The organism is Streptomyces sp. NPDC037389, from assembly GCF_040636475.1.
Lineage (GTDB): Bacteria > Actinomycetota > Actinomycetes > Streptomycetales > Streptomycetaceae > Streptomyces > Streptomyces hesseae.
The window spans coordinates 380,003-401,078 of sequence record NZ_JBEZUS010000001.1; the positions used below are offsets into that span (position 1 = coordinate 380,003).

A 21,076-nucleotide genomic window follows, 5' to 3' on the forward strand; every position below is an offset into this window, starting at 1 on the left:
CCGGGCCGGGAAGGTCAGAGGGCCGCCGGGGGCGCGTACTTGTAGCCGACGCGGCGGACGGTGACGATCGACGAGCGGTACTCGGCGCCCATCTTGCGGCGCAGCCGGGCCACATGGACGTCGACGGTGCGCCCGTCGCCCACGTGCCCGTAGCCCCACACGGTCGTCACCAGCTGGTCGCGGGTGTGCACCCGGTGGGGGTGGGCGACGAAGTGGGCCAGCAGCTCGAACTCGAGGTAGGTCAGGTCCAGCGTGCGGCCCGCGACGCTCGCCGTCCGCTGCTCGGGGTCGATGCTCACCAGCGCGTCGCCCTCGGTGACGGGCGCGGCCTCCGGGTCGGCCGGTCCGGCCTGCCCCGGCCGCCCGCTCGGCCCGGCCTGTCCGCTCGGCCCGGCCTCGGCGTGCTCGGCCGGTACGAGCACCAGGTACCCGATCATCGGCGGGCGGCCCGGCAGGGTGGGCAGCGCGTGCTGGGGCGCCGGCAGCCAGGTCGCCCCGGCGTGAAGCAGCTCGGCGACGGGCGGCACCTCGTCCGGGGCCACGGCTCGCAGCCGGTGGCGGCGGTCGGTACGGCCGGCCTGGGCGGGGATCTGCGGGGACGCGGTGAGGGTGCGGAGGTTCGTCATGGAGAGCTCAGCTCTTTCGCGCGAGAAGCCGTCGAGAGGACGTGCGGGCGCGGGCCGCTTGGCCGGAACGGTACCGGCGGCTGACTTCGACGCGGGTCAGCGGGGGGAGTGGGCCTGCGCGGGAATCGCGCGACAACACACTCGGTCGAAGTCGTGGTGCTGACGGGAAGGCCAGAAGGGCTCGAGGTCGAAGCGACCCGTCGCGGAGTTCTGGTAGCTGGCCATGCCCCCTATTGAAGCATGGCCGGCGACGGGACAGGAGCTCTGCCGACCAGTGAATACGGAACCTTGGCGATCTTGGATGTTGCTACGGGCCGGGTTACCGCCGGTCGGCGGGCAAGGTGATCGACAAGGTGATCAACTCGCCGAGGCGGCCACCGGGTAGTGATCGCTGAGGTTGGTGTACGTGTACTCCTTGCCCCAGCTGGAAACCTTCCAGGGCGCCGAGCTCTCCTTGATCACGGAGTTCGTCCAGCCCCGGGGCCGGACGTGACCGTTGCGGTGGAGGACGTAGTCGAGGTCCTCGCGGGGGTCGGTCGGGTAGCGGTAGGCCGCGATCGAGTTCTCCTTGGTGTCGAAGGAGTACGGGTGGCCGGTGCGGCCGTCCGCCGGGGCCAGATCGGCGTCGGCGAGCATCGAGCCGTACTCCTCGCTCCGCGAGTCCACGTTCAGGTCGCCCGCGACCATCACCTGCTCGTCCGCCGGGATGTTCTTGGCGTCGAGGAACGCGTCGATCTGCCGGAACTGCTTGGCGCGGTCGGCCTCCGCCTCGCCCGCCTTGCAGCCGCTGTCCGTCGACTGGGCGTGCGTCCCCACCAGGTGCACCTTGGTGCCGTTCACGTTCAGGACGACATAGGCGAAGCCCTTGTTGGACCACCAGTCGGCGCCGCACGCGTCCTTGTAGATCACCTGCTCCTTGCGGACGATCGGCCACTTGCTGAGCACGGTCACCCCGCCGTCCTCCGGGGTCGTCGTGGAGTAGGAGCCCCCGGTCGCGTCCCAGCCGTCCTTGCTCCGGCCGACGACGGGCGTCTGGTACGGATAACCCGCGGCCGCCCGGGCCTTCAGATCGTCCGAGGCGGCGTTGTCGAAGGCCTCCTGGAGCACCACGACGTCATTGCCCTGGAAGAAACCGGCGGCGGCTATCTCCTTGGCGCGGTGCGCCTGGCCCCAGTTGGGGTAGAGGCTCGTGCTCATGAGGAACGTGTTGTAGGTGAGTACCTTCAGCCGCGGTGTGTCGGCCCTCTCCGCCGCCTGGGCCTGCTGCGGCAGGACGGCGGCGGTGAGCAGGGCGGCGGCGGACAGGGCGATGGATCCGGCGGTCTTCGTGAAAGGCACGGTGACTCCCTCGACGGTCGGTGATCCGAAAGCGGGCCCGCCACATCAGATCAGTTGCCGTTAGCACCCGATGGCGGACAGGTTTCCGTCAGCCGACGCGCGGGACAAGAGCCGTCGCCGCCGTACCTCCAGCAGAAGCGCCATGGCGAGCACCCCGCCCGTCAGGAACGCGGCCGCCGCGAGCACCGCCGACACCCGCAGACCGGCGGTGAGGCCGCCCGCCGCCGTGGTCACCGTGCCGAACAGCGCCACCCCGGCGGCGCTGCCCACCTGCCGGGCGACGTTGAAGACCGCGGTCGCCACGCCCGTACCGTCCGCCGGCGCCGCCTCGATGACGGCGGCGGTGGCGGCGAGCGCCGTCGTCGTCTGGCCCAGACCCGTGGCGGCGAGCGCGAACAGCAGCGCGGGATACGGGACGCCCGGCCCGGCGACCAGCCAGCCCAGGAAACCCGCCGCCCCCAGGAACAGCCCGGCGGCCATGGGCACGTACGGTCCCGTACGCGCCGTCACCCGGCTCAGCAGCGGCGCCGCGACCAGGCCCATGCAGACCGAGGGCAGCAGGGCCAGGCCGGTCTCGAGGGCGTCGTAACCGCGCTCCTGCCGGAAGTAGAGCGTGGAGAGGAACAGCATGCCGTAGTAGCCGAAGCTGATCAGGAAACCGACGGCGGCCGTGGCGGAGAACGCCTTCCGCCGGAACAGGGACGGCGGCAGGAGCGGCCGCCGGCCCGAGGGGGACGCCGCCGTCCCGGCCTCCAGCCGGTGCTCCACGACGGCGAACGCGGCCAGCGCCACCACGCCCGTCCCGGCCGCCGCCCACACCGGGGGAGCGGACCAGCCGGCCGTCCCCGCCTCGTTGAGCGCCCCGGCCAGCGCCACGAGACCGACCACACCCAGCACCTGACCGGCGGGGTCGAGCCGCGGGGCCTCGGGGCCGGAAAGGCCCCGGGAGTCAGGAATGTGATGATGGATCAGGAACATGGTGAGGCCCCCCACCGGCAGGTTCAGCCAGAACACCGCCCGCCAGTCCAGCCCGGCCACCAGCAGCCCGCCCACCACGGGTCCCGCCCCGAAGGCGATCGAGGCGACGGCTCCCCACACCGCGACCGCCCGGGCCCGCGCGGCCCGGTCCGGATGGGCGGCCCGCAGCAGCGCCAGCGAGGCCGGCACCAGGAACGCCGCCCCCGCGCCCTGCGCCAGCCGCCCCGCCACCAGGGCGCCCGCCGTGGTGGCCAGCCCGCAGGCGGCCGACGCGGCGGTGAAGACGCCCAGCCCCCACAGGAACACCCGCCGGTGCCCGAACCGGTCGCCCAGCCCGCCGCCGAGCAGCAACAACCCCGCGAAGACGGTGCTGTAGCCGTCGACGCACCACTGGAGGGCGGTCGGCCCGGCGTGGAGCGAGGCGCCGATGTCGGGGACGGCCACCGTGACGACGGTGACGTCCAGCATCACCAGGAAGTAGCCGAGGCTGAGGGAGACGAGGGGGAGTCGCGTGGGTGTTGTGGTCACAACGGTGAGTCTCGCTCCCGCACACTTCGCCACTGCCCGAAATATGCTCGTCGTAGATTGACCCCGTGAGCCCTGTGACCCCCATGCCCCCCACGACTCCGGTGACCCCAGTGACTCCAGTGACCCCGGTTATCAATCACCAGCCCGATGTCGCCCGCGCCGCCGCCCTGATCGCGGACCCGTCCCGCGCCCGGATCCTCAAGGCGCTGTGCGCCGGCCGGGCCCTGTCGGCGGGCGCCCTCGCCACGGAGGCGGGCGTGAGCGCCCCCACCGTCAGCGCCCACCTCGCCCGGCTCACGGAGGGCGGCCTGATCGCGGCCGTCCACGAGGGCCGGCACCGCTACTACCGCCTCACCGGCCCCGACGTCGCCACCGCGCTGGAGGCGCTCGCCCTCATCGCTCCGCCCCTGCCGGTGCGCTCCCTGCGCGAGAGCGGCGTCGCCAACGCCCTCCACCGCGCCCGCACCTGCTACGACCACCTGGCCGGCCACCTCGGCGTCGCCCTGATGCGCGCCCTCCTCGACCGCGGCCTGCTCACCGGCCACGACGGCACCCACCGCCCGGACACCGCCGTCCGCGACCGCCCCGCCGCCTACGGCCACGACACCGCGTACCGGATCACCGCCCCCGGCCGCACCGCCCTGACCGCCTTCGGCGTGGACGTCGAGGGCCTGCCCCGGCGCCGCCCGGCCATCCGCTACTGCGTGGACTGGAGCGAGCACCAGCACCACCTCGCCGGCGCGCTGGGCGCCGCCCTCACCGCCCGGCTCTTCACCCTCGGCTGGCTCCGGCACGGCGCGAGCCCACGCGTCGTCCACCTCACGGAGGCGGGGACACGCGGGCTCGCGGACGCGTTCGGCGTGGGCGGCCCAGCCGTGTGACGGTCTAGCCGTGTGACGACCGGGCCAGCGCCTCCCGTACGGCCTCCTCGGTGCGCCCCACCACGGCCGAGCCGTCGTCGGCGGTGATGATCGGCCGCTGGATCAGCTTCGGATGCGCCGCCAGCGCCTCCACCCACCGATCGCGTGCCGCCGCGTCCCGGGGCCAGTCCTTGACCCCGAGCTCCTTGGCCGCGTCCTCCTGCGTCCGGGTGATGTCCCAGGGCTCCAGCTTCAGCCGCTCCAGGACAGCGCGAATCTCCTCGACGGTGGGCACGTCCTCGAGATAACGCCGGACGGAATAACCGGCTCCCTCGGCGTCGAGCAGCGAGATGGCGCTGCGGCACTTCGAACAGGCGGGATTGATCCAGATCTCCATGACCCGACCCTAGAGCCTGGCAGGCCTGCCAGGCCTGGCAGGCCTAGCGGCCGCCCACCCGCTCCGCCAGGAAGTCCTCCCAGGTCCGCTGCCCCGTGACGGCCCCGTCGAGGACGAGGTTCTCCCCGGCCCGGTAGGCGCGGCCGAACCCGCCGGGCACCCGGACCGGCACCATCGGCCGGCGCCTGCCCGTGGCCCGCAGATAGCTGCGGCTCAGCTCGGCCAGCTCGAACACCTCCGGCCCGGCGAGATCGGGCACCGCGCCGGCGGGCTCGCCGAGCGTCAGCTCCACCAGCCGGGCGGCCACCTCGCGCGCGTCGACCGGCTGCCACCGCACCCCGCCGGGGGCCGGGACCAGCGGCAGCTTCGTCATCTTCGCCACCACGGTCAGGGCCAGATCATGGAACTGGGCGGCGCGCAGCGTCGTCCACGGCATCCCGGACTCCGCCACGAGCCGCTCGGCCTCCAGCTTGGCCCTGAAGTAGCCCAGCGGGATCCTGTCCGTCCCGATGACGGAGATGTACACAAGATGCCCCACCCCGGCCCGCCGCGCGGCCCGCACCAGATTCCGGGTCGCCACATCGTCGCCCTTGGCCCCGCCCGCGAGATGCAGCACGATCCCGGCCCCCTCGACGGCGGCCTCGATCCCCTCGTCCTTGAGCAGATCGCCGGTCACATAGGTGACGCCGTCCCCCGACTCGCGCTCCCGCCGGCTGAACACCCGCACCTCGCGCCCGGCCTCCCGCAGCATCGGTACGACCAGCCGCCCGAGCGTGCCCGTGCCACCGGTGACCAGGATCGTGGATGTCGTCATGGCTTCTTCCCGTTCGCTTCCCGCGCGCCCCGGCCGGCAGTCGATCCTCCCGCCGGGGTGGCTGTCTCGTGGTCTTCGCTGACATGACGTACGGCGAGGAAGAAATGTGACGCGTGGACGAAACGCAAAGGGCCGCCACCTCCTTCCCGGAGGTGGCGGCCCTGAACACGCTCTTTAGATGTCGAAGTACATCTCGAACTCGTGCGGGTGCGGGCGCAGCTGGATCGGGGCGATCTCCTGGGTGCGCTTGTAGTCGATCCAGGTCTCGATCAGGTCGGAGGTGAAGACGCCGCCGGCCTGGAGGTACTCGTTGTCGGCCTCAAGGGCCTCGAGGACGGCCGGGAGGGAGGTCGGGACCTGGGGGACGTTCGCGTGCTCGTCGGGGGCGAGCTCGTAGAGGTCCTTGTCGATCGGCTCGGCGGGCTCGATCTTGTTCTTGACGCCGTCGAGGCCGGCCAGGAGGAGGGCCGAGAAGGCGAGGTAGGGGTTGGAGGACGGGTCCGGGGCGCGGAACTCGACGCGCTTGGCCTTGGGGTTGGAGCCCGTGATCGGGATGCGCATGGCGGCGGAGCGGTTGCGCTGCGAGTAGACCAGGTTGACCGGGGCCTCGAAGCCCGGGACCAGGCGGTGGTAGGAGTTCACCGTGGGGTTGGTGAAGGCCAGCAGCGACGGGGCGTGCTTGAGGATGCCGCCGATGTAGTAGCGGGCGGTGTCCGAGAGGCCCGCGTAGCCCTGCTCGTCGTAGAAGAGCGGCTCGCCGTTGCTCCACAGCGACTGGTGGACGTGCATGCCGGAGCCGTTGTCACCGAAGATCGGCTTGGGCATGAAGGTCGCGGTCTTGCCGTTGCGCCAGGCGACGTTCTTCACGATGTACTTGAAGAGCATCAGGTCGTCGGCGGCGGCGAGCAGCGTGTTGAACTTGTAGTTGATCTCGGCCTGGCCGGCGGTGCCGACCTCGTGGTGCTGGCGCTCGACCTGAAGGCCGGCCTTGTCCAGCTCCAGGGAGATCTCGGCACGCAGGTCGGCGAAGTGGTCGACCGGCGGGGCCGGGAAGTAGCCGCCCTTGTAACGGACCTTGTAGCCGCGGTTGTCGCCCTCCGCACCGGTGTTCCAGGCGCCCGCCTCGGAGTCGATGTGGTAGAAGGACTGGTTCGCGCTGGTCTCGAAGCGGACGCTGTCGAAGACGTAGAACTCGGCCTCGGGGCCGAAGAACGCGGTGTCCGCGATGCCGGTGGAGGCGAGGTAGGCCTCGGCCTTCTTGGCGATGTTGCGCGGGTCGCGGCTGTACTGCTCACCCGTGATCGGGTCGTGGATGAAGAAGTTGATGTTCAGCGTCTTGTCGCGGCGGAACGGGTCCATACGGGCCGTGGAGAGGTCCGCGCGCAGCGCCATGTCGGACTCGTGGATGGCCTGGAAGCCGCGGATGGAGGAGCCGTCGAAGGCCAGCTCCTCGTCGGGGTCGAACGCCGTGGCCGGGATCGTGAAGTGCTGCATCACGCCCGGCAGGTCGCAGAAGCGGACGTCGACGAACTTGACGTCCTCATCCGAGATGAACTTCTTGGCCTCGTCGGCGTTCTGGAACATCCAAGTCCTCCTAGCCCGGCCGCTCGCGGTCGGGGATTGCTTCGGTGGCGCGTGTACCGCATGGACGCGCTGTCGCCGACCCTAGAGAGACGGGATTTCTCAAGGATGACCCATTTGTTTCGCCGAGGTTAACCGGTCGTGGGGTGGTCTCGTGGGGTTCGCCGGGTAAGAGGGGCCTCCTCCGGGGACCCGGGACCCGGGAAACGTATGCGGGCCCAGTACCGTGGACGGGTGGACAACAGGCAAGCAATCGGATCATGGCTCTCCGGGCCCCGCGCGGCCGCGGAGGACATGGGCATCGAATTCGGCCACCGGGGTGAACGCCTCGGTCTGCCGGAGAGCGGGCCGGGCTCCGTCGCCCCGCTCGGACGGCGGTTCGGCGCCCTCGCCATCGACTGGGCGCTCTGCATGCTCATCGCCTTCGCGTTCCTCGCCCAGGGGAACCAGCAGCGCGCCGGCAACTGGGCACTCCTGATCTTCCTTGTACTCAGCCTGCTCACCGTGGGTACGGTCGGCAGTACGCCCGGGAAGCGCGTCTTCGGCCTGCGCGTCATCGCCGAGGACGGTACGCGGCTCTCCCTGCCGCGGGTGCTGGTGCGCAGCGTGCTCCTGCTGCTCGTGATCCCCGCCGTCATCTGGGACCGGGACACGCGCGGGCTGCACGACCGGCTCGCCCGGGCCGTTCAGGTCCGGATCTGAGCACGTCCGACTACGGCGCCTCCCACTCCGTGGAAACGCGAGGGCGGCCGGAACCATTCGGTTCCGGCCGCCCTCGCGTTTCGGTCGTCTCGTGTCGTCGTCAGCGGCCCTTCGGCATCCGCATGCCCTTGCCCGGGATCGGGCCCTTCGGGATCGGCATGTTGCTCATCAGGTCGCCCAGCGCCCGGAGGCGGTCGTTCACAGCCGTCACCTTCGCGCCCGGCAGTACGCGCGGCAGCTTGAGCAGGGTGGTGTGGAGCTTCTTCAGCGACACCTGGCCCTCGCCCTCGCCCACGACGATGTCGTGCACCGGAACGTCGCCGACGATGCGCGACATGCGCTTCTTCTCGGCGGCCAGCAGGGCCTTCACCCGGTTCGGGTTGCCCTCGCCGACCAGCACGATGCCCGCCTTGCCGACGGCCCGGTGGACGACGTCCTGGTTGCGGTTCATCGCGACCGCGGGCGTCGTCGTCCAGCCACCGCGACGGATGTTCTCCAGGACCGCGGCAGCGGCTCCCGGCTGGCCCTCCATCTGCCCGAAGGCAGCGCGCTCGGCGCGGCGTCCGAAGACGATCGCCATCGCGAGGAAGGCCAGCAGGAAGCCGAGGATGCCCAGGTAGACCGGGTGGTCGAGCCAGAAGCCGATGGCAAGGAGTACACCGAAGGTGACAATGCCCACAGCCGCGACGACAAGACCGACCTTCGAGTCGACCTTCTTGGTCATCTTGTAGGTCTGGGCGATCTGCTTCAGTCGCCCGGGGTTCTCGGATGTTTCCTTCCTCGCCATACGGCGCAGTTTACGTCGCTTGCGGACCGGGGGCCGCCATGGCCTCCAGCACATGCTGGGCCTCGCGCCGGTCCTTGGCCCGGCGGCGGTCCTCCAGCACGGCGGTCCACGCGTTGCGCCGTGCTGTGCGCTGGCCACCGCGCATCAGCAGCCGTTCCAGCGCGCGCAGGGCCCCGGTGACGGACGGGGGGCGTACGGAGAGCGTGGACGGCAGAGCGGAGGAGGCGCGTGTGGCGGTCGCCAGGACTGCGTTACCGGGCGCGACCTGCATGTCGATGTCCCCTCGGGAGCGGAAGGAATTCGGTTGCGTGGAGGGTGTCGCACTGCTGTGCGTGGTCCCATCGTCACCGACTGGTGTTACCAACGCATGACCTCTTGGTCAAACACCTATGAAACGTTGACGCGGCCCGTACCGTTCGCTTGCTTTCGCAAGGAACGGTACGGGCCGCGTCAGGGTCCGGAGCAGGGCCGAAAGGGTCAGACCGCCTGGGTCGAAGCGGCCGCCGCGCGCTTCTCGATCGCCTGCTGGTGCAGTCGGCCGGCGCGGTACGAGGACCGGACCAGCGGGCCCGACATGACACCGGCGAAGCCGATCTCGTCGGCCTCCTCCTTGAGCTCCACGAACTCCTGCGGCTTCACCCAGCGCTCCACCGGGTGGTGGCGCACCGACGGGCGCAGGTACTGGGTGATCGTGATCAGATCGCAGCCCGCGTCGTGGAGGTCCTGGAGGGCCTCGCTGATCTCCTCGCGGGTCTCGCCCATGCCGAGGATCAGGTTGGACTTCGTCACCAGGCCGAACTCGCGGGCCTTGGTGATGACCTCGAGCGAGCGCTCGTAGCGGAAGCCGGGGCGGATGCGGCGGAAGATCCGGGGGACGGTCTCCACGTTGTGGGCGAAGACCTCGGGGCGGGACTCGAAGACCTCCTGGAGCAGCTCCGGCACCGCGTTGAAGTCGGGCGCGAGCAGCTCGACCTTGGTGCGGCCGGCCTCGCGGCCCGCGGTCTGCTCGTGGATCTGGCGCACGGTCTCGGCGTACAGCCAGGCGCCGCCGTCCTGAAGGTCGTCGCGGGCGACGCCGGTGATCGTGGCGTAGTTCAGGTCCATCGCGACCACGGACTCGCCCACGCGACGGGGCTCGTCACGGTCCAGCGCCTGCGGCTTGCCGGTGTCGATCTGGCAGAAGTCACAGCGCCGGGTGCACTGGTCGCCGCCGATGAGGAACGTGGCCTCGCGGTCCTCCCAGCACTCGTAGATGTTGGGGCAGCCCGCTTCCTGGCACACCGTGTGCAGGCCCTCGCGCTTCACGAGGCCATGGAGCTCCTTGTACTCGGGGCCCATCTTCGCGCGGGTCTTGATCCACTCGGGCTTCCGCTCGATGGGGGTCTGGGCGTTCCGGACCTCCAAGCGCAGCATCTTGCGTCCGTCGGGTGCGACAGCGGACACGTCCGGCTCCCTATGACTTCGATTCCTCGGCGGACACCAGGGTACGCCCGTTATTTCCTGTGCTCTTACTTCTGCGCCCTGGGTAACCGATGGATCCCGGTGCGCATTCCCCGCCGAGCGGCTCGCTGGGCGGCCGGCTCGGCGGTTTCGGTTCTCCGCTCAGCCGGCGGTGGCCGGCACCGGCTCGGGCTTCGGGTCCACGGCGCGGGGGCTGGGCGCCTCCTCCACCAGGACCTCCCGCAGGTGCTTCTCCACCAGCGGCACCACCTCGGCCACCGCCACCCGGCGGCCCAGCTCGTTCGACAGCGACGTCACGCCCGCGTCCCGGATGCCGCACGGGACGATCCGGTCGAACCAGGTGTTGTCGGGATCACAGTTGATCGCGAAGCCGTGCATGGTGACGCCCTTGGCGATCCGGATGCCGATCGCCGCCAGCTTGCGGTCCTCACGGCGCTGGCCCGCGTTGGACGGGGCGTACTCCGGGCCGTTCAGGCGGGGGTCGAACTCCTCGTCCGTCAGACGGGGGTCGAAGTCCAGGCTGAGGCCGCCGATCGCGGGGCGCTGCTCCAGCGGGTCGCCCAGGACCCAGACGCCGCTGCGGCCCTCGATCCGGGTCGTCTCCAGCCCGAGCTCGGCGCAGGCGCGGATCAGGGCCTCCTCCAGACGGCGGACGTGCGCTATGACGTCCACCGGGCGGGGCAGCTTGAGGATCGGGTAGCCCACGAGCTGGCCGGGGCCATGCCAGGTGATCTTGCCGCCGCGGTCCACGTCGACGACCGGGGTGCCGTCCAGGGGGCGCTCGCTGTCCTCCGTGCGCCGTCCGGCCGTGTAGACCGCCGGGTGCTCCATCAGCAGACAGGTGTCCGGAATCTCGTCCGTGAACCGGGCCGCGTGGGTCTCGCGCTGCTTCTGCCAGGCCTGCTGGTATTCGACCGCGTCCGCACCGAAGCCCAGATGGACAAAGCGCAGCTCACTCACGGCAGCTCCTCCTCGAACCGGTTCCGAACCCGTTCCGGCCCGGTCTGGTGGTCTTGAGGGCGTGCCCGTCGCGTGCCGTCGCGCCTCGCACGCCCGTGCCCACTGTACGACCGCCTCAGGTGCACCCCGCAGCCGGTCGGGGTCTGGGTGATCTTCCCTGGGAGGTCCGGCGGCCCTTTTTCGGGATTCTGCCTGTCCTCACACGATCGGATGAATGCGGGGCGAAGGCGGCTTTCGGGGCGAGGGAGACCGCTAAATTCACGCCGTTCCAGGAACAAAGATCAGGGAGACCGGCAGGCTGATGACGGAACGACCCCCACAGCGCATCCCCAACCGTCAACTCGCCGCGCTCATCGCGGAGGCCGGCTTTTCCAATGCGGGCCTGGCCCGCCGCGTCGATCAGCTGGGGCTCGAACACGGCCTCGATCTGCGCTACGACAAAACCTCCGTCACGCGGTGGCTGCGCGGGCAGCAGCCGCGTGGCACCACGCCCGCGCTGATCGCCGAGGTGTTCACCCGGCGGCTCGGGCGGCGGCTGTCCGCCCAGGACCTCGGGCTGGACGCGTGCGCGCCCGTGTACGCCGGGCTGGAATTCGCCGCCTCGCCCGAAGAGGCCATCGACATCGTCAGCGGCCTCTGGCGCAAGGACTCCGGCAGTCACACCGAACTGCGGAAGATCGCTTTCACTCCGGCCGGGCTCGTGGTGCCGAGCCGCGACTGGCTGATCGGGCGCGCGGACGAACGGGTGGCGCGCGGTATGAGCCCCGCGCCCTCCGGCGAGGGCGCGCGCCTGCCGCTTCAGGCGCGCGGCGGGCAGATGCCGCGCCAGCGGGCCGCCGAGCGCGCTCCCGGAGGGCGGGTGTCCATGGGCGACATCGCCGCCCTGCGGTCGGTGGGTGAGCTCTTCCGGACGATCGATCACGCGTACGGGGGAGGACACGCCCGGCAGGCGCTGGTGCGGTACCTCGAGCACGAGACCGAGCCCATGCTGCGCGGCACGTACGGGGAGACCACCGGGCGGCGGTTGTTCGCGGCCGCCGCCGATCTCACGCGGTTGGCCGGGTGGACCTCCTACGACATCGCCGCGCACGGGCTCGCCCAGCGGTACTACGTCCAGGCGCTGCGGCTCGCCCAGGCCGCCGGGGACCGGGCTTACGGCAGCTATGTGCTCGTGACCATGAGTCGGCAGGCGGTCTACCTCGGGCATGGGCGTGAGGCCGTGCAGCTGGCGCGGGTCGCCCAGCAGGGTGTCGGGTCCGGGGCGCCGCCCGTGGTGCAGTCGCTGCTGCACGCGGTGGAGGCGAGGGGGCACGGGGTGCTCGGCGAGGTACGGGCCTGCTCGGCCTCGCTGGCGCGGGCGGAACGGGCCCTGGAGAGCTCGCGGGCGGGCGACGACGTGCCGTACTGGGTGCGGTACTTCGACGAGGCGCAGCTGGCGGACGAATTCGCCCACTGTCACCGGGACCTTCAGCAGTACCGCGCCGCCGCGCAGCACGCGGAGCGGTCGTTGCAGCTGCGGTCGCCCGCGTACGCGCGGAGCCGGCTGTTCTGCCGGGTGGTGCTGGCGTCGGCGCGGCTGGGGCTGGGTGAGCTGGAACAGGCGTGCGCGCTGGGGGTGGAGGCGGCGCAGGCGGCGGCGGAGATGCGGTCGGTGCGGGCGCTGGAGTATGTGCGGGACTTCGAGCGGCGGCTGGAGCCTTATCGGGACGCGGCGGCGGTGCGGGGGTATCGCGAGAAGGTGGCGGGGCTGCTCTGACGGTTGGGTGTCCGCCGGTGCGTCGTGGGCCGGGGCGGGGTGGGGTGGCCCTCGGCGTGCACCCCCTGCCCCGGCCGATCCGTGCCGGGCAATCGGGCTGGTGGCACCTCCCAGCGGTAGCTGGGGGAGGGCGGGCGAAACCCCGCGCCGTCAGGCGCGGGGCGAACCCACGGCGGGCAGCCGGAGTCGTAGGGCTACGCCGCCCGCAGGGCGGGCGTGCCGTGGCCCGGGCGGATGCCCAGGTCGCGCAGGACCGCCTGCGCGGCCCGCCGCCCGGAGAAGAGCGCCCCCTGGACCGTGCTCGTGTCGCGGTGGTCGCCGCAGACGTAGAGCCCCGACAGCAACCGGACCTGACGGCGGACGTCGTGGGGCGCCGGCATGGCCGGGACCGCGTCCGGGTCGTGGTGGGCCGTCAGCAGGCGCCAGGACGACGTCGACGTGCCGTAGACGTGGGCCAGCTGCTCCTTGGCCAGCCGGTCCAGCTCGGCCGTCGGCATGGACGCGGCCGCCCCCAGCACCGTGGAGCTGATCAGCACGCGGCCCAGCGGCGCCCGGTCCGGGTCCACCTCGCTGGCGACCGTGGTGTGGGCGACCGGTCCCCGACGGGTCCCGGTGAGGATCAGTGAGGCGTCCCGCAGCGGCGGCTCGTCGGCCGTGTGGTGGAGGACCGTCACCGGGTGGAAATCGGGGAGCCGGAGGCCGGGGATGAGTTCGGCCGCCGCCCGGGCGCCCGTCGCCACGATGACGGAGCGGCAGGTGAACGTGCCGTGCCCGGCGGTGCCGACGGTCGTGGTGCCTACGGATACGGCCTCCACCCCCGTACGGACCGTGCCGGGCGGGAGCTGGGCGGCCATCAGTTCGGGGATGACGCCGGAGCCCCCGGCGGGCAGGCAGAGCCGGCCCCGCGCGTAGCCGCGCAGCACCAGGTCGGCGCAGCGGCTGGACGTGGTGAGGTCCGGGTCGGAGAGCAGGGATGTCAGGAGGGGGCGCAGGAAGCCTTCCACCGTGCGGGTCGGCAGCCCCCGGGAGGTGAGGGTCGCCGCCGTGGGACGGTCCGGCCGGGCCAGCATCCGGTCGATGGGCAGCGCGGCCAGGCGGGCCAGCGCCGCGCCGAGCCGCGCTTGATCGAGGCCGGCGCTCCGCGACGCGCGGGCCGCCGCGAAGGCGCGGGCGGTGGTGAAGGCGCGCTTGGCCCCGCGGAGTTCGCCGGTGCGGTGGTTGCGTCCGTCGGCGTGGACCAGCACCCCGGGGGTGAAGGGGCGCAGCTTGAGCGCCTCCAGGCCCGGGGTGCGGATCAGCTCCGGGAAGGAGGTGTTGAGCAGCTGGCCGGAGCGGTCGAGCAGGAACCCGTCGGCCTTGTCGGTCGTCATACGACCGCCGGTGCGGTGGGCCGTCTCCAGGACGGTGACCGTCACCCCGGCGGCGGTGAGCTGTTGGGCCGCGGAGAGACCGGCCAGGCCGGCTCCCACGATGACGACGTCAGCGTGGTGTGCGGTGTGGCGTGCGCTGTCGAGCACGTGCCCTCCCGGGGTCGGTCCGCTCGCTGGGGGCCTGATGCCCCCAACGGGCGGCGCCAATGCGCGAGTTCGCCTCGACCGTAGAGAGAAATCCGGTCAATAACAGTCGCGCACGGGGCGAGCACGGTCGCACGGCGGTCGCACGGTCGGGGTTCTTGAAGCTTGGACCGGAGGCGTCAGCTGTCGGTCAGCGCCGCGCGTACGGCGCTCTCGACGTCCGGGCAGGCGAAACGGAACCCGGAGTCCAGCAGCCGGGTGGGCATCGCACGGCAGCTGGCCAGGACTTCCGTGGCCATCTCGCCCAGGGCCAGCCTGAGCGCCGGAGCGGGCGCGGGCAGCAGTGCCGGACGCTTCAGCGCGCGCCCCACCGCCTCGGTCACCTCCCGGTTGGTGGCCGGGTGGGGCGCCGTGAGGTTCACCGGGCCGGACACGTCCGCCTCCAGGAGGTGCCGCAGGGCCGCGACGTGGTCCCGCAGGGCGATGAAGCTCCAGTACTGGCGGCCGTCACCGAGCCGGCCGCCGAGACCCGCCCGGAACAGCGGGAACAGCTTCGCCGCCGCGCCGCCGTGCCGGGAGAGGACGATCCCGGTGCGCAGCAGGACCGTCCGTACGCCCGCCTCCGTCGCCGCGCCGGCGGCGGCCTCCCAGTCCCGGCAGACCTCGGCGAGAAAACCGCTGCCGGGCGGGCTGTCCTCGTCAACGGCACGGTCGCCCGTGTCGCCGTAGAAGCCGATCGCGCTGCCCGAGAGGAACACGCGGGGCGGGTTGGCGAGGGAGGCCAGCGCCTCCGCGAGGGCTCCCGTGCCGTGCACCCTGCTGTCGCGGATCTCCTTCTTGTACGCGGCCGTCCAGCGGTGCGAGGCCACCCCGGCGCCCGCCAGGTGCACGACGGCCGTACAGCCGGCCAGGGCCTGGGGATCGACCCTTTGGCGACCGGGATCCCACTCGGCCTCCCCGGCGCTCCGGGGCGCGCGGCGCACCAGCCGCACCACCTGGTGGCCGTCGTTCTCCAGCGACCGGATCAGCGCCGAGCCGATGAGGCCGGACGACCCGGTGATCGCGACACGCATCGTCACTCCCGGAAGCGGTCCCAGAGGGCGGGGAAGCGCTCGGCCAGCACGGCTTCGTCCTCCAGGTCGAAGGGGCTGCCCACCGGTTCCGGGGGCGGGGGCGGCAGGCCCAGGTCCGGGGTCTCCGCGCCGGTCAGCTGCTCGTACGCCTCGTCCGCCGCGTAGCCGAGGTCCTCGCCGTCCCCGTCGACCTCGTCGTCGAAGTCGTCCAGGAGCTCGGCCAGGTTGTCCGGATCGTGCACCGCGCCCTCGAAGACCTCCCTGCCCTGGCCGATGAGCCAGCACCGGAAGTAGTCGAACACGTCGTCGCTCGCCCCGTCGAGGAGGACGGCGGCGGCCCCCCACAGGTCCCAGAGGTAGGCGCGGTTGTAGCGCGCCTCGAAGTGCCGGGCGAAGTCCAGCACGGCGTCCGGGTCGAGCTGCATCAGCTTTTCGACCAGGAGGTCCGCCTGATCCTCGACGTCTCCTTCGGCGGCCTCGCGAGTGCTGTCCAACAGCTCCCAGAACTCGGTCTCGTCCATCACGGCTCCAGCATCGGTCCTGCCGGGGGGCCACGCACCCGGAGGGGCTCGGATGCGGCCGTGTTGTTATCGGCGAGTACCGGGGAGGGTGATACCGGATGCCGTTTATCCGCTCGGATACCCGACACAAGGTGTCCGGTATCGGTGCGAACGTCATGTCCGTCGCACGGAACGAGTGAGAGGACATGTTGTCGTGACTGCATCGGAGAGCGCGGTTCGTCCCCTTGACGGCAAGGTCGCCCTGGTCGCCGGGGCCACCCGGGGCGCGGGACGGGCCATGGCCGTGGAGCTGGGGCGCGCGGGCGCCGTCGTCTACGCGACGGGGCGCACCACACGCGAGCGGCGCAGCGAGGTGGGCCGGCCCGAGACCATCGAGGAGACGGCCGAACTGATCACGGCGGCGGGCGGCACGGGCATCGCCGTGCCGGTCGACCACCTGGAGCCGGAGCGGGTACGGGCGCTGGTCGAGCGGATCGACGAGGAACACGGGCGGCTGGACATCCTCGTCAACGACGTCTGGGGCGGGGACCACCTCCTCGAGTTCGACAAGAAGGTATGGGAGGTGAAGCTGGCGGACGGGCTGCGGATGCTCCGGCTCTCGCTCGACGCCCACGCCATCACCAGCCACTTCGCCGTGCCGCTGCTGATCCGGCGGCCCGGGGGACTGCTCGTGGAGATCACCGACGGCACGGCGGAGTCCAACCGGACCTACCGGGGCAATCTCTTCTTCGACCTCGCCAAGTGCGGCCCGATCCGGATGGCGTTCGGGCTGGCCCAGGAGCTGAAGGAGTACGGCGGCACGGCGGTGTGCCTGACGCCGGGGTTCCTGCGGTCGGAGGAGATGCTCGACCACTTCGGCGTCACGGAGGCGACGTGGCGGGACGCGGTCTCGAAGGAGCCGCACTTTGCCATCGCCGAGTCCCCGGTGTTCATCGGCCGGGCGATCGCGGCCCTGGCCGCCGACGCGGAGCGCTCTCGCTGGAACGGGCAGTCCGTTTCCAGCGGGCAGCTGGCGGAGGCGTACGGGTTCACCGACGTGGACGGGTCGCGGCCGGATTGCGACGGGTACTTCCGGGACGTCGTCTTCGGGGACGTTTCCGCGTCCGCGGAGGAGTACCGGTAAGGGTGCCGGTCGCCGCCCGCGCGGGGTTCCGTGGACTTTCCGGCGCCCGCCGGTGGGGGTTTCCCGCGCCTTCGGCGCGGGGTTTCGCCCACCCGCCCGCCCGATTGCCCGGAAGCGCAGACCCCGAGGTAGTGACGGAAGGGGGCGGGGTGGGGCGGATGGGCCCTGGTAGGGGCGTGAAGAGCTCTTCGCCGCTGGAGCCAAATACGGGGCACCCAACACAGCGATACCAGGCACCGCGAAGAGGTCAGCCCCGTAAGGGCCCGTCCACCCCACCCCGCCCCCGATCCACCCACCGGCCTCAGCCGTACAGCCGTGCTGCCCGCCGCGCCGCCTCCGCGAACTGCACCCGCAAACCCGGTGGCCCCAGCACCTCCGCCTCCGGCCCCAACGCCAGCAACTGCGTGTACGCCACCTCCAGCGACTCCACCGCGAGCGTCACGGTCACCCCACCCCCGTCGCCCGGCGCGCCCGCCGCCAGCGACTCCTCCGCCGCCCGCCGGTCCGTGACGTGCGGCAACAGCCGCGCGCCCGCCGGCGTGAGCCGCACCTCCACCCGTTCGCGCAGGATCGAGCGGGCGAACTCCGCCGCCCGTTCCTCCCAGAAGGCCGGCAGGTCGAAGGACCCGGACCGCGGGAACCGCTCCTCTCCCACCGTCACGGCCGTGAAACGGTCCACCCGGTAGACACGGAACTGCTCACCCGCCCGCGCCGCCAGGTACCAGACCCCCGCCTTGAGAACCAGCCCGTACGGCTCCAGGTCGCGCTCGACCTCGTCCCCGCCCCGGCGGGCGTAGCGCGCCGTCATACGGCGGTCGTCCCAGACGGCGTCGGCGACGGCGGGCAGCAGCTCGGGCGGTTCGCCGGACCGCCACCACGCGGGGGCGTCCAGGTGGAAGCGCTGCGCGGCACTCGCGGAGGCGTCGCCGAGCGACGGGATCAACGCGGCGGAAACCTTGAGCCGGGCGGCGGACGCGGCGTCGGCCAGGCCCATGTCGTGCAGCGCGGCCGGTACGCCGGAGAGGAAGAGGGCCTCGGCCTCGGCCCGGCCCAGGCCGGTGAGCCGGGTGCGGTAGCCGCCGATGAGCCGGTAGCCGCCCGCGCGGCCGCGATCGGCGTAGACGGGCACGCCGGCCTCGGAGAGGGCGAGGACGTCCCGCGCGACGGTGCGCTCGGAGACCTCCAGCTCGCGCGCCAGCTCACCGCCGGTCATGGACGGGCGGGACTGGAGCAGCAGAACGAGCTTGATCAGACGGGCCGCGCGCATGGCCCCATGATGACGGGGACCACCGACAACGCGGCGCGTGGCAGTGAGTGGTGGGGCGCGACGACAGGAACCCGCGTGCCAGCCAGGGCATCGGATCGAGCGCGCGGGGTCCTGTCGTCACCCCTGAGCCGTACCGCGACACAGGACAGGGCGGCGCGGTGCGGCTCCAGCGAGAGACGATACGCCTTTGATCGATGATCGATCAATCCTTCCCGGAAAGTTCCGGGGCCGGACCAAGGCGACAGAGACCTCAGATCTGCGGCGCGCAGCTCAGCACGTGCCGTTTGAGCAGCTCGCCGATGCCCGGGTCGCGCTCCCGGAAGGCCCGGACGATGGCGGCGTGGTCCTCCGCGTGGGGCCGTGGCTCCGGGCTCAGCCAGCGGATCGACAGGGTGGTCCACACCTCGATGCCCAGGGATTCCCAGGTGTGGAGCAGCACGGAGTTCCCCGAGGCCCGCACGATCTCGCGGTGGAAGGCCACCGTGTGGCGCGCCTGGGCCTCGCTGTCGTGCGCCAGGTCGGCCGTCCGCAGGGCGGCCACCTCGCGCTCCAGCGCGGAGACGTCCCCGGCCAGGGTCTCCGCCGCCAGTTCGGCGGCGACCGCCTCCAGGCCCGCCCGGACCGGGTAGCTCTCCTTGAGGTCGGCGGCGGTGAGGTCGCGCACCCGGACGCCCTTGTTGGGGGCGGACTCGATCAGCCGCAGCGACTCCAGCTCCCGCAGCGCCTCGCGCACGGGGGTCTGGCTGACGAGCAGCTCGGCGGCGATCCGCCGCTCCACGATCCGCTCGCCCGGCTGCCAGCGGCCGCTGACGATCCCTTCGAGGATGTGCTCGCGGATCTGCTCGCGCAGCGAATGGACAACGGGCCGTGACATGCGGTGCTCCTCGGCGGGGGATCTGACCCCATTATCCCGGCAGGGGTGCACGCGAAAGGGCGCGGCCCCGGCTCGTACGAATACGAAACCGGGGCCGCGCCCACGCGATGCCGTGGCGCGCCGTGCTTACAGACCGATCTCGGTCTCGAACTCGGCGGACTCCAGGATCTGCTTGACCGTGGTCAGGTAGCGGGCGGCGTCGGCGCCGTCCACCAGACGGTGGTCGTAGGAGAGCGTCACGTAGGTCATGTCGCGGACGCCGATGGTGGTGCCCTCCTCGGTCTCGATGACCACGGGGCGCTTGACCGTGGCACCGATGCCCAGGATCGCGACCTGGTTCGGCGGCACGATGACCGTGTCGAACAGCGCACCGCGCGAGCCGGTGTTGCTGATCGTGAAGGTCGCGCCGGCCAGGTCGTCCGGGCTGATCTTGCTGGAGCGGACCTTGCCCGCCAGCTCGGCCGTCTTCTTCGCGATACCCGCGATGTTGAGGTCACCGGCACCCTTGATGACCGGGGTCATCAGGCCCTTCTCCGAGTCGACGGCGATGCCGACGTTCTCGGAGTCGAAGTAGGTGATGGTGTTCTCGTCCTCGTTGATCCGGGCGTTGATGACCGGGTGGGCCTTCAGCGCCTGGACGGCGGCCTTGACGAAGAACGGCATCGGGGAGAGCTTGACGCCCTCGCGGGCGGCGAAGCCGGCCTTGGCCTTCTCGCGCATCCGCATGATCTTGGTGATGTCCACCTCGATCACGGAGCTCAGCTGAGCCTGGCCGTGCAGCGCCTTCATCATGTTGTCGGCGATGACCTTGCGCATGCGCGGCATCTTGACCGTCTGACCGCGCAGCGGCGAGATCGCGAGGGCCGGGGCCTTCGGGGCGGCAGCGGCGGCCGGGGCGGCGGCCGGAGCCGGAGCGGCGACCTTGGCGGCCTCGGCGGCGGCGATGACGTCCTGCTTGCGGATGCGGCCACCGACGCCGGTGCCCGCGACGTTGCGCAGGTCGACGCCGGACTCGGCGGCGAGCTTGCGCACCAGCGGGGTGACGTAGGCGCCGTCCGTCGCCGGAGCGGCGACCGGAGCCGGGGCGGCAGCCGGAGCGGCCGGGGCGACCGGCGCGGGGGCCGGGGCGGCGACCGGAGCCGGGGCGGCGGGCGCGACCGGAGCGGCGGCGACCGGAGCCGGAGCGGCCGGGGCGGCAGCCGGGGCAGCGGCCGGAGCCGGAGCCGGGGCGGCAGCCGGGGCCGGGGCGGCGGCGGGGGCCGGGGCAGCGGCGGCGGCACCGGCGACGCCGATGACGGCGAGCTTGGCGCCGACCTCGGCGGTCTCGTCCTCGGCGACGAGGATCTCGAGCAGGACACCCGAGGTGGGGGCCGGGATCTCGGTGTCGACCTTGTCGGTCGAGACCTCGAGCAGCGGCTCGTCCTCGGAGACCTCCTCGCCGACCTCCTTCAGCCAGCGGGTGACGGTGCCCTCGGTGACCGACTCGCCCAGCGCGGGCAGGACGACGTCGGTGCCGGCGGCAGCGGCGGCCGGAGCGGCCTCGGCCGGAGCCTCGGCGACGGGGGCCGGAGCGGCGGCGGGGGCCTCGGCCACGGGGGCCGGAGCGGCCTCGGCGGCCGGGGCCGGAGCCTCGGCGGCGGCCGGGGCGGGGGCAGCGGCGGGGGCGCCGGTGCCGTCGTCGATGACGGCCAGCTCCGAGCCGACCTCGACCGTCTCGTCCTCGGCCACCTTGATGGAGGCGAGGATGCCGGAAGCGGGGGCCGGGATCTCGGTGTCGACCTTGTCGGTGGAGACCTCGAGCAGCGGCTCGTCGGCCTCCACTCGCTCACCCTCGGCCTTCAGCCAACGGGTGACGGTGCCCTCGGTCACGCTCTCGCCGAGCGCCGGCAGGGTTACGGAAACCGCCATGATTGCGG

The 21,076-nt window shown here is 72.2% G+C and carries 20 protein-coding genes; 4 read left to right on the plus strand and 16 right to left on the minus strand.

The features are described 5' to 3' along the window. Positions 1-14: 14 nt before the first annotated feature. The 3 genes from AB0E98_RS01835 to AB0E98_RS01845 all read right to left on the minus strand — a co-directional run bounded on the left by AB0E98_RS01835 (position 15) and on the right by AB0E98_RS01845 (position 3,470). The gene (locus AB0E98_RS01835; RefSeq protein ID WP_361697488.1) at positions 15-626 is read right to left on the minus strand and encodes a winged helix-turn-helix domain-containing protein; all 612 of its coding nucleotides are present in this window, start codon (positions 624-626) and stop codon (positions 15-17) included. A 357-nt stretch (positions 627-983) separates the two neighbouring features. After that, positions 984-1,916 carry a sphingomyelin phosphodiesterase gene (gene sph, locus AB0E98_RS01840; protein WP_361698125.1) on the minus strand — a complete coding sequence of 311 codons (933 nt, stop codon included), beginning with the start codon at positions 1,914-1,916 and terminating at the stop codon, positions 984-986. Positions 1,917-2,024: 108 nt separating this feature from the next. Then, a complete protein-coding gene (locus tag AB0E98_RS01845) occupies positions 2,025-3,470 on the minus strand; it encodes an MFS transporter (protein WP_361697490.1) in 1,446 nt (481 codons plus the stop codon). Between the two features lie 119 nt (positions 3,471-3,589). On the opposite strand from AB0E98_RS01845, the gene AB0E98_RS01850 reads away from it, so the two are divergent. Further along, positions 3,590-4,351 carry a helix-turn-helix transcriptional regulator gene (locus tag AB0E98_RS01850; protein WP_361697492.1) on the plus strand — a complete coding sequence of 254 codons (762 nt, stop codon included), beginning with the start codon at positions 3,590-3,592 and terminating at the stop codon, positions 4,349-4,351. A 4-nt stretch (positions 4,352-4,355) separates the two neighbouring features. On the opposite strand, the gene AB0E98_RS01855 is transcribed toward AB0E98_RS01850, so the two are convergent. The 3 genes from AB0E98_RS01855 to glnA all read right to left on the minus strand — a co-directional run bounded on the left by AB0E98_RS01855 (position 4,356) and on the right by glnA (position 7,125). Beyond that, complete coding sequence (locus AB0E98_RS01855; RefSeq protein WP_361697494.1) at positions 4,356-4,727, minus strand: arsenate reductase family protein; 372 nt, start codon at positions 4,725-4,727, stop codon at positions 4,356-4,358. Between the two features lie 43 nt (positions 4,728-4,770). Then, positions 4,771-5,541 (minus strand): NAD(P)H-binding protein, encoded by a 771-nt coding sequence (locus tag AB0E98_RS01860; RefSeq protein ID WP_361697496.1) that lies wholly within the window; start codon positions 5,539-5,541, stop codon positions 4,771-4,773. A gap of 174 nt (positions 5,542-5,715) precedes the next feature. Continuing rightward, on the minus strand, positions 5,716-7,125 hold the full coding sequence (gene glnA, locus AB0E98_RS01865; protein WP_361697498.1) for a type I glutamate--ammonia ligase: 1,410 nt from the start codon (positions 7,123-7,125) through the stop codon (positions 5,716-5,718). Between the two features lie 231 nt (positions 7,126-7,356). On the opposite strand from glnA, the gene AB0E98_RS01870 reads away from it, so the two are divergent. Next, positions 7,357-7,824, plus strand: a complete 468-nt coding sequence (locus tag AB0E98_RS01870) for an RDD family protein (protein ID WP_361697500.1) — start codon at positions 7,357-7,359, stop codon at positions 7,822-7,824. Between the two features lie 100 nt (positions 7,825-7,924). Here the strand turns inward: AB0E98_RS01870 and AB0E98_RS01875 are convergent, their stop codons facing one another. The 4 genes from AB0E98_RS01875 to lipB form a co-directional block, all read right to left on the minus strand. After that, positions 7,925-8,611, minus strand: coding sequence for a DUF4191 domain-containing protein (locus AB0E98_RS01875; RefSeq protein WP_361697502.1), 687 nt, complete (start codon positions 8,609-8,611; stop codon positions 7,925-7,927). A 10-nt stretch (positions 8,612-8,621) separates the two neighbouring features. Continuing rightward, positions 8,622-8,882, minus strand: a complete 261-nt coding sequence (locus AB0E98_RS01880) for a hypothetical protein (protein WP_311613602.1) — start codon at positions 8,880-8,882, stop codon at positions 8,622-8,624. A 206-nt stretch (positions 8,883-9,088) separates the two neighbouring features. Then, positions 9,089-10,054, minus strand: a complete 966-nt coding sequence (gene lipA / locus AB0E98_RS01885; RefSeq protein WP_361697504.1) for a lipoyl synthase — start codon at positions 10,052-10,054, stop codon at positions 9,089-9,091. A gap of 159 nt (positions 10,055-10,213) precedes the next feature. Further along, positions 10,214-11,032 carry a lipoyl(octanoyl) transferase LipB gene (lipB, locus tag AB0E98_RS01890; protein ID WP_361697506.1) on the minus strand — a complete coding sequence of 273 codons (819 nt, stop codon included), beginning with the start codon at positions 11,030-11,032 and terminating at the stop codon, positions 10,214-10,216. 301 nt (positions 11,033-11,333) lie between these two features. Between lipB and AB0E98_RS01895 the strand changes: the two genes are divergently transcribed. Beyond that, positions 11,334-12,788 (plus strand): regulator, encoded by a 1,455-nt coding sequence (locus AB0E98_RS01895; protein WP_311613605.1) that lies wholly within the window; start codon positions 11,334-11,336, stop codon positions 12,786-12,788. Positions 12,789-12,982: 194 nt separating this feature from the next. On the opposite strand, the gene AB0E98_RS01900 is transcribed toward AB0E98_RS01895, so the two are convergent. From AB0E98_RS01900 to AB0E98_RS01910, 3 genes are all read right to left on the minus strand, one after another. After that, complete coding sequence (locus AB0E98_RS01900; protein WP_361697509.1) at positions 12,983-14,305, minus strand: NAD(P)/FAD-dependent oxidoreductase; 1,323 nt, start codon at positions 14,303-14,305, stop codon at positions 12,983-12,985. Between the two features lie 176 nt (positions 14,306-14,481). Continuing rightward, positions 14,482-15,375, minus strand: a complete 894-nt coding sequence (locus tag AB0E98_RS01905) for a TIGR01777 family oxidoreductase (protein ID WP_361697511.1) — start codon at positions 15,373-15,375, stop codon at positions 14,482-14,484. 2 nt (positions 15,376-15,377) lie between these two features. Next, positions 15,378-15,896, minus strand: a complete 519-nt coding sequence (locus AB0E98_RS01910) for a DUF4240 domain-containing protein (protein WP_361697513.1) — start codon at positions 15,894-15,896, stop codon at positions 15,378-15,380. Positions 15,897-16,089: 193 nt separating this feature from the next. Here AB0E98_RS01910 and AB0E98_RS01915 point away from each other — a divergent pair, with 193 nt between their 5' ends. After that, a complete protein-coding gene (locus tag AB0E98_RS01915; RefSeq protein ID WP_361697515.1) occupies positions 16,090-17,019 on the plus strand; it encodes an SDR family oxidoreductase in 930 nt (309 codons plus the stop codon). 301 nt (positions 17,020-17,320) lie between these two features. Here the strand turns inward: AB0E98_RS01915 and AB0E98_RS01920 are convergent, their stop codons facing one another. From AB0E98_RS01920 to sucB, 3 genes are all read right to left on the minus strand, one after another. Continuing rightward, entirely contained in the window at positions 17,321-18,286 is a 966-nt protein-coding gene (locus AB0E98_RS01920) for a WYL domain-containing protein (RefSeq protein WP_361697517.1), read from the minus strand. 250 nt (positions 18,287-18,536) lie between these two features. Then, entirely contained in the window at positions 18,537-19,160 is a 624-nt protein-coding gene (locus AB0E98_RS01925) for a GntR family transcriptional regulator (RefSeq protein ID WP_361697519.1), read from the minus strand. 126 nt (positions 19,161-19,286) lie between these two features. Further along, positions 19,287-21,068 carry a 2-oxoglutarate dehydrogenase, E2 component, dihydrolipoamide succinyltransferase gene (gene sucB, locus AB0E98_RS01930; protein ID WP_361697521.1) on the minus strand — a complete coding sequence of 594 codons (1,782 nt, stop codon included), beginning with the start codon at positions 21,066-21,068 and terminating at the stop codon, positions 19,287-19,289. Positions 21,069-21,076 lie beyond the last annotated feature (8 nt).

What these genes read in the sequence shown, in the direction of transcription:
- glnA (WP_361697498.1), bottom strand. Translation starts at nt 7,125, where the DNA reads ATGTTCCAGAACGCCGACGAGGCCAAGAAGTTCATCTCGGATGAGGAC.
- AB0E98_RS01910 (WP_361697513.1), bottom strand. Translation starts at nt 15,896, where the DNA reads ATGGACGAGACCGAGTTCTGGGAGCTGTTGGACAGCACTCGCGAGGCC.
- AB0E98_RS01905 (WP_361697511.1), bottom strand. Translation starts at nt 15,375, where the DNA reads ATGCGTGTCGCGATCACCGGGTCGTCCGGCCTCATCGGCTCGGCGCTG.
- AB0E98_RS01835 (WP_361697488.1), bottom strand. Translation starts at nt 626, where the DNA reads ATGACGAACCTCCGCACCCTCACCGCGTCCCCGCAGATCCCCGCCCAG.
- sucB (WP_361697521.1), bottom strand. Translation starts at nt 21,068, where the DNA reads ATGGCGGTTTCCGTAACCCTGCCGGCGCTCGGCGAGAGCGTGACCGAG.
- AB0E98_RS01880 (WP_311613602.1), bottom strand. Translation starts at nt 8,882, where the DNA reads ATGCAGGTCGCGCCCGGTAACGCAGTCCTGGCGACCGCCACACGCGCC.
- AB0E98_RS01855 (WP_361697494.1), bottom strand. Translation starts at nt 4,727, where the DNA reads ATGGAGATCTGGATCAATCCCGCCTGTTCGAAGTGCCGCAGCGCCATC.
- AB0E98_RS01895 (WP_311613605.1), top strand. Translation starts at nt 11,334, where the DNA reads ATGACGGAACGACCCCCACAGCGCATCCCCAACCGTCAACTCGCCGCG.
- AB0E98_RS01860 (WP_361697496.1), bottom strand. Translation starts at nt 5,541, where the DNA reads ATGACGACATCCACGATCCTGGTCACCGGTGGCACGGGCACGCTCGGG.
- AB0E98_RS01920 (WP_361697517.1), bottom strand. Translation starts at nt 18,286, where the DNA reads ATGCGCGCGGCCCGTCTGATCAAGCTCGTTCTGCTGCTCCAGTCCCGC.
- AB0E98_RS01875 (WP_361697502.1), bottom strand. Translation starts at nt 8,611, where the DNA reads ATGGCGAGGAAGGAAACATCCGAGAACCCCGGGCGACTGAAGCAGATC.
- AB0E98_RS01925 (WP_361697519.1), bottom strand. Translation starts at nt 19,160, where the DNA reads ATGTCACGGCCCGTTGTCCATTCGCTGCGCGAGCAGATCCGCGAGCAC.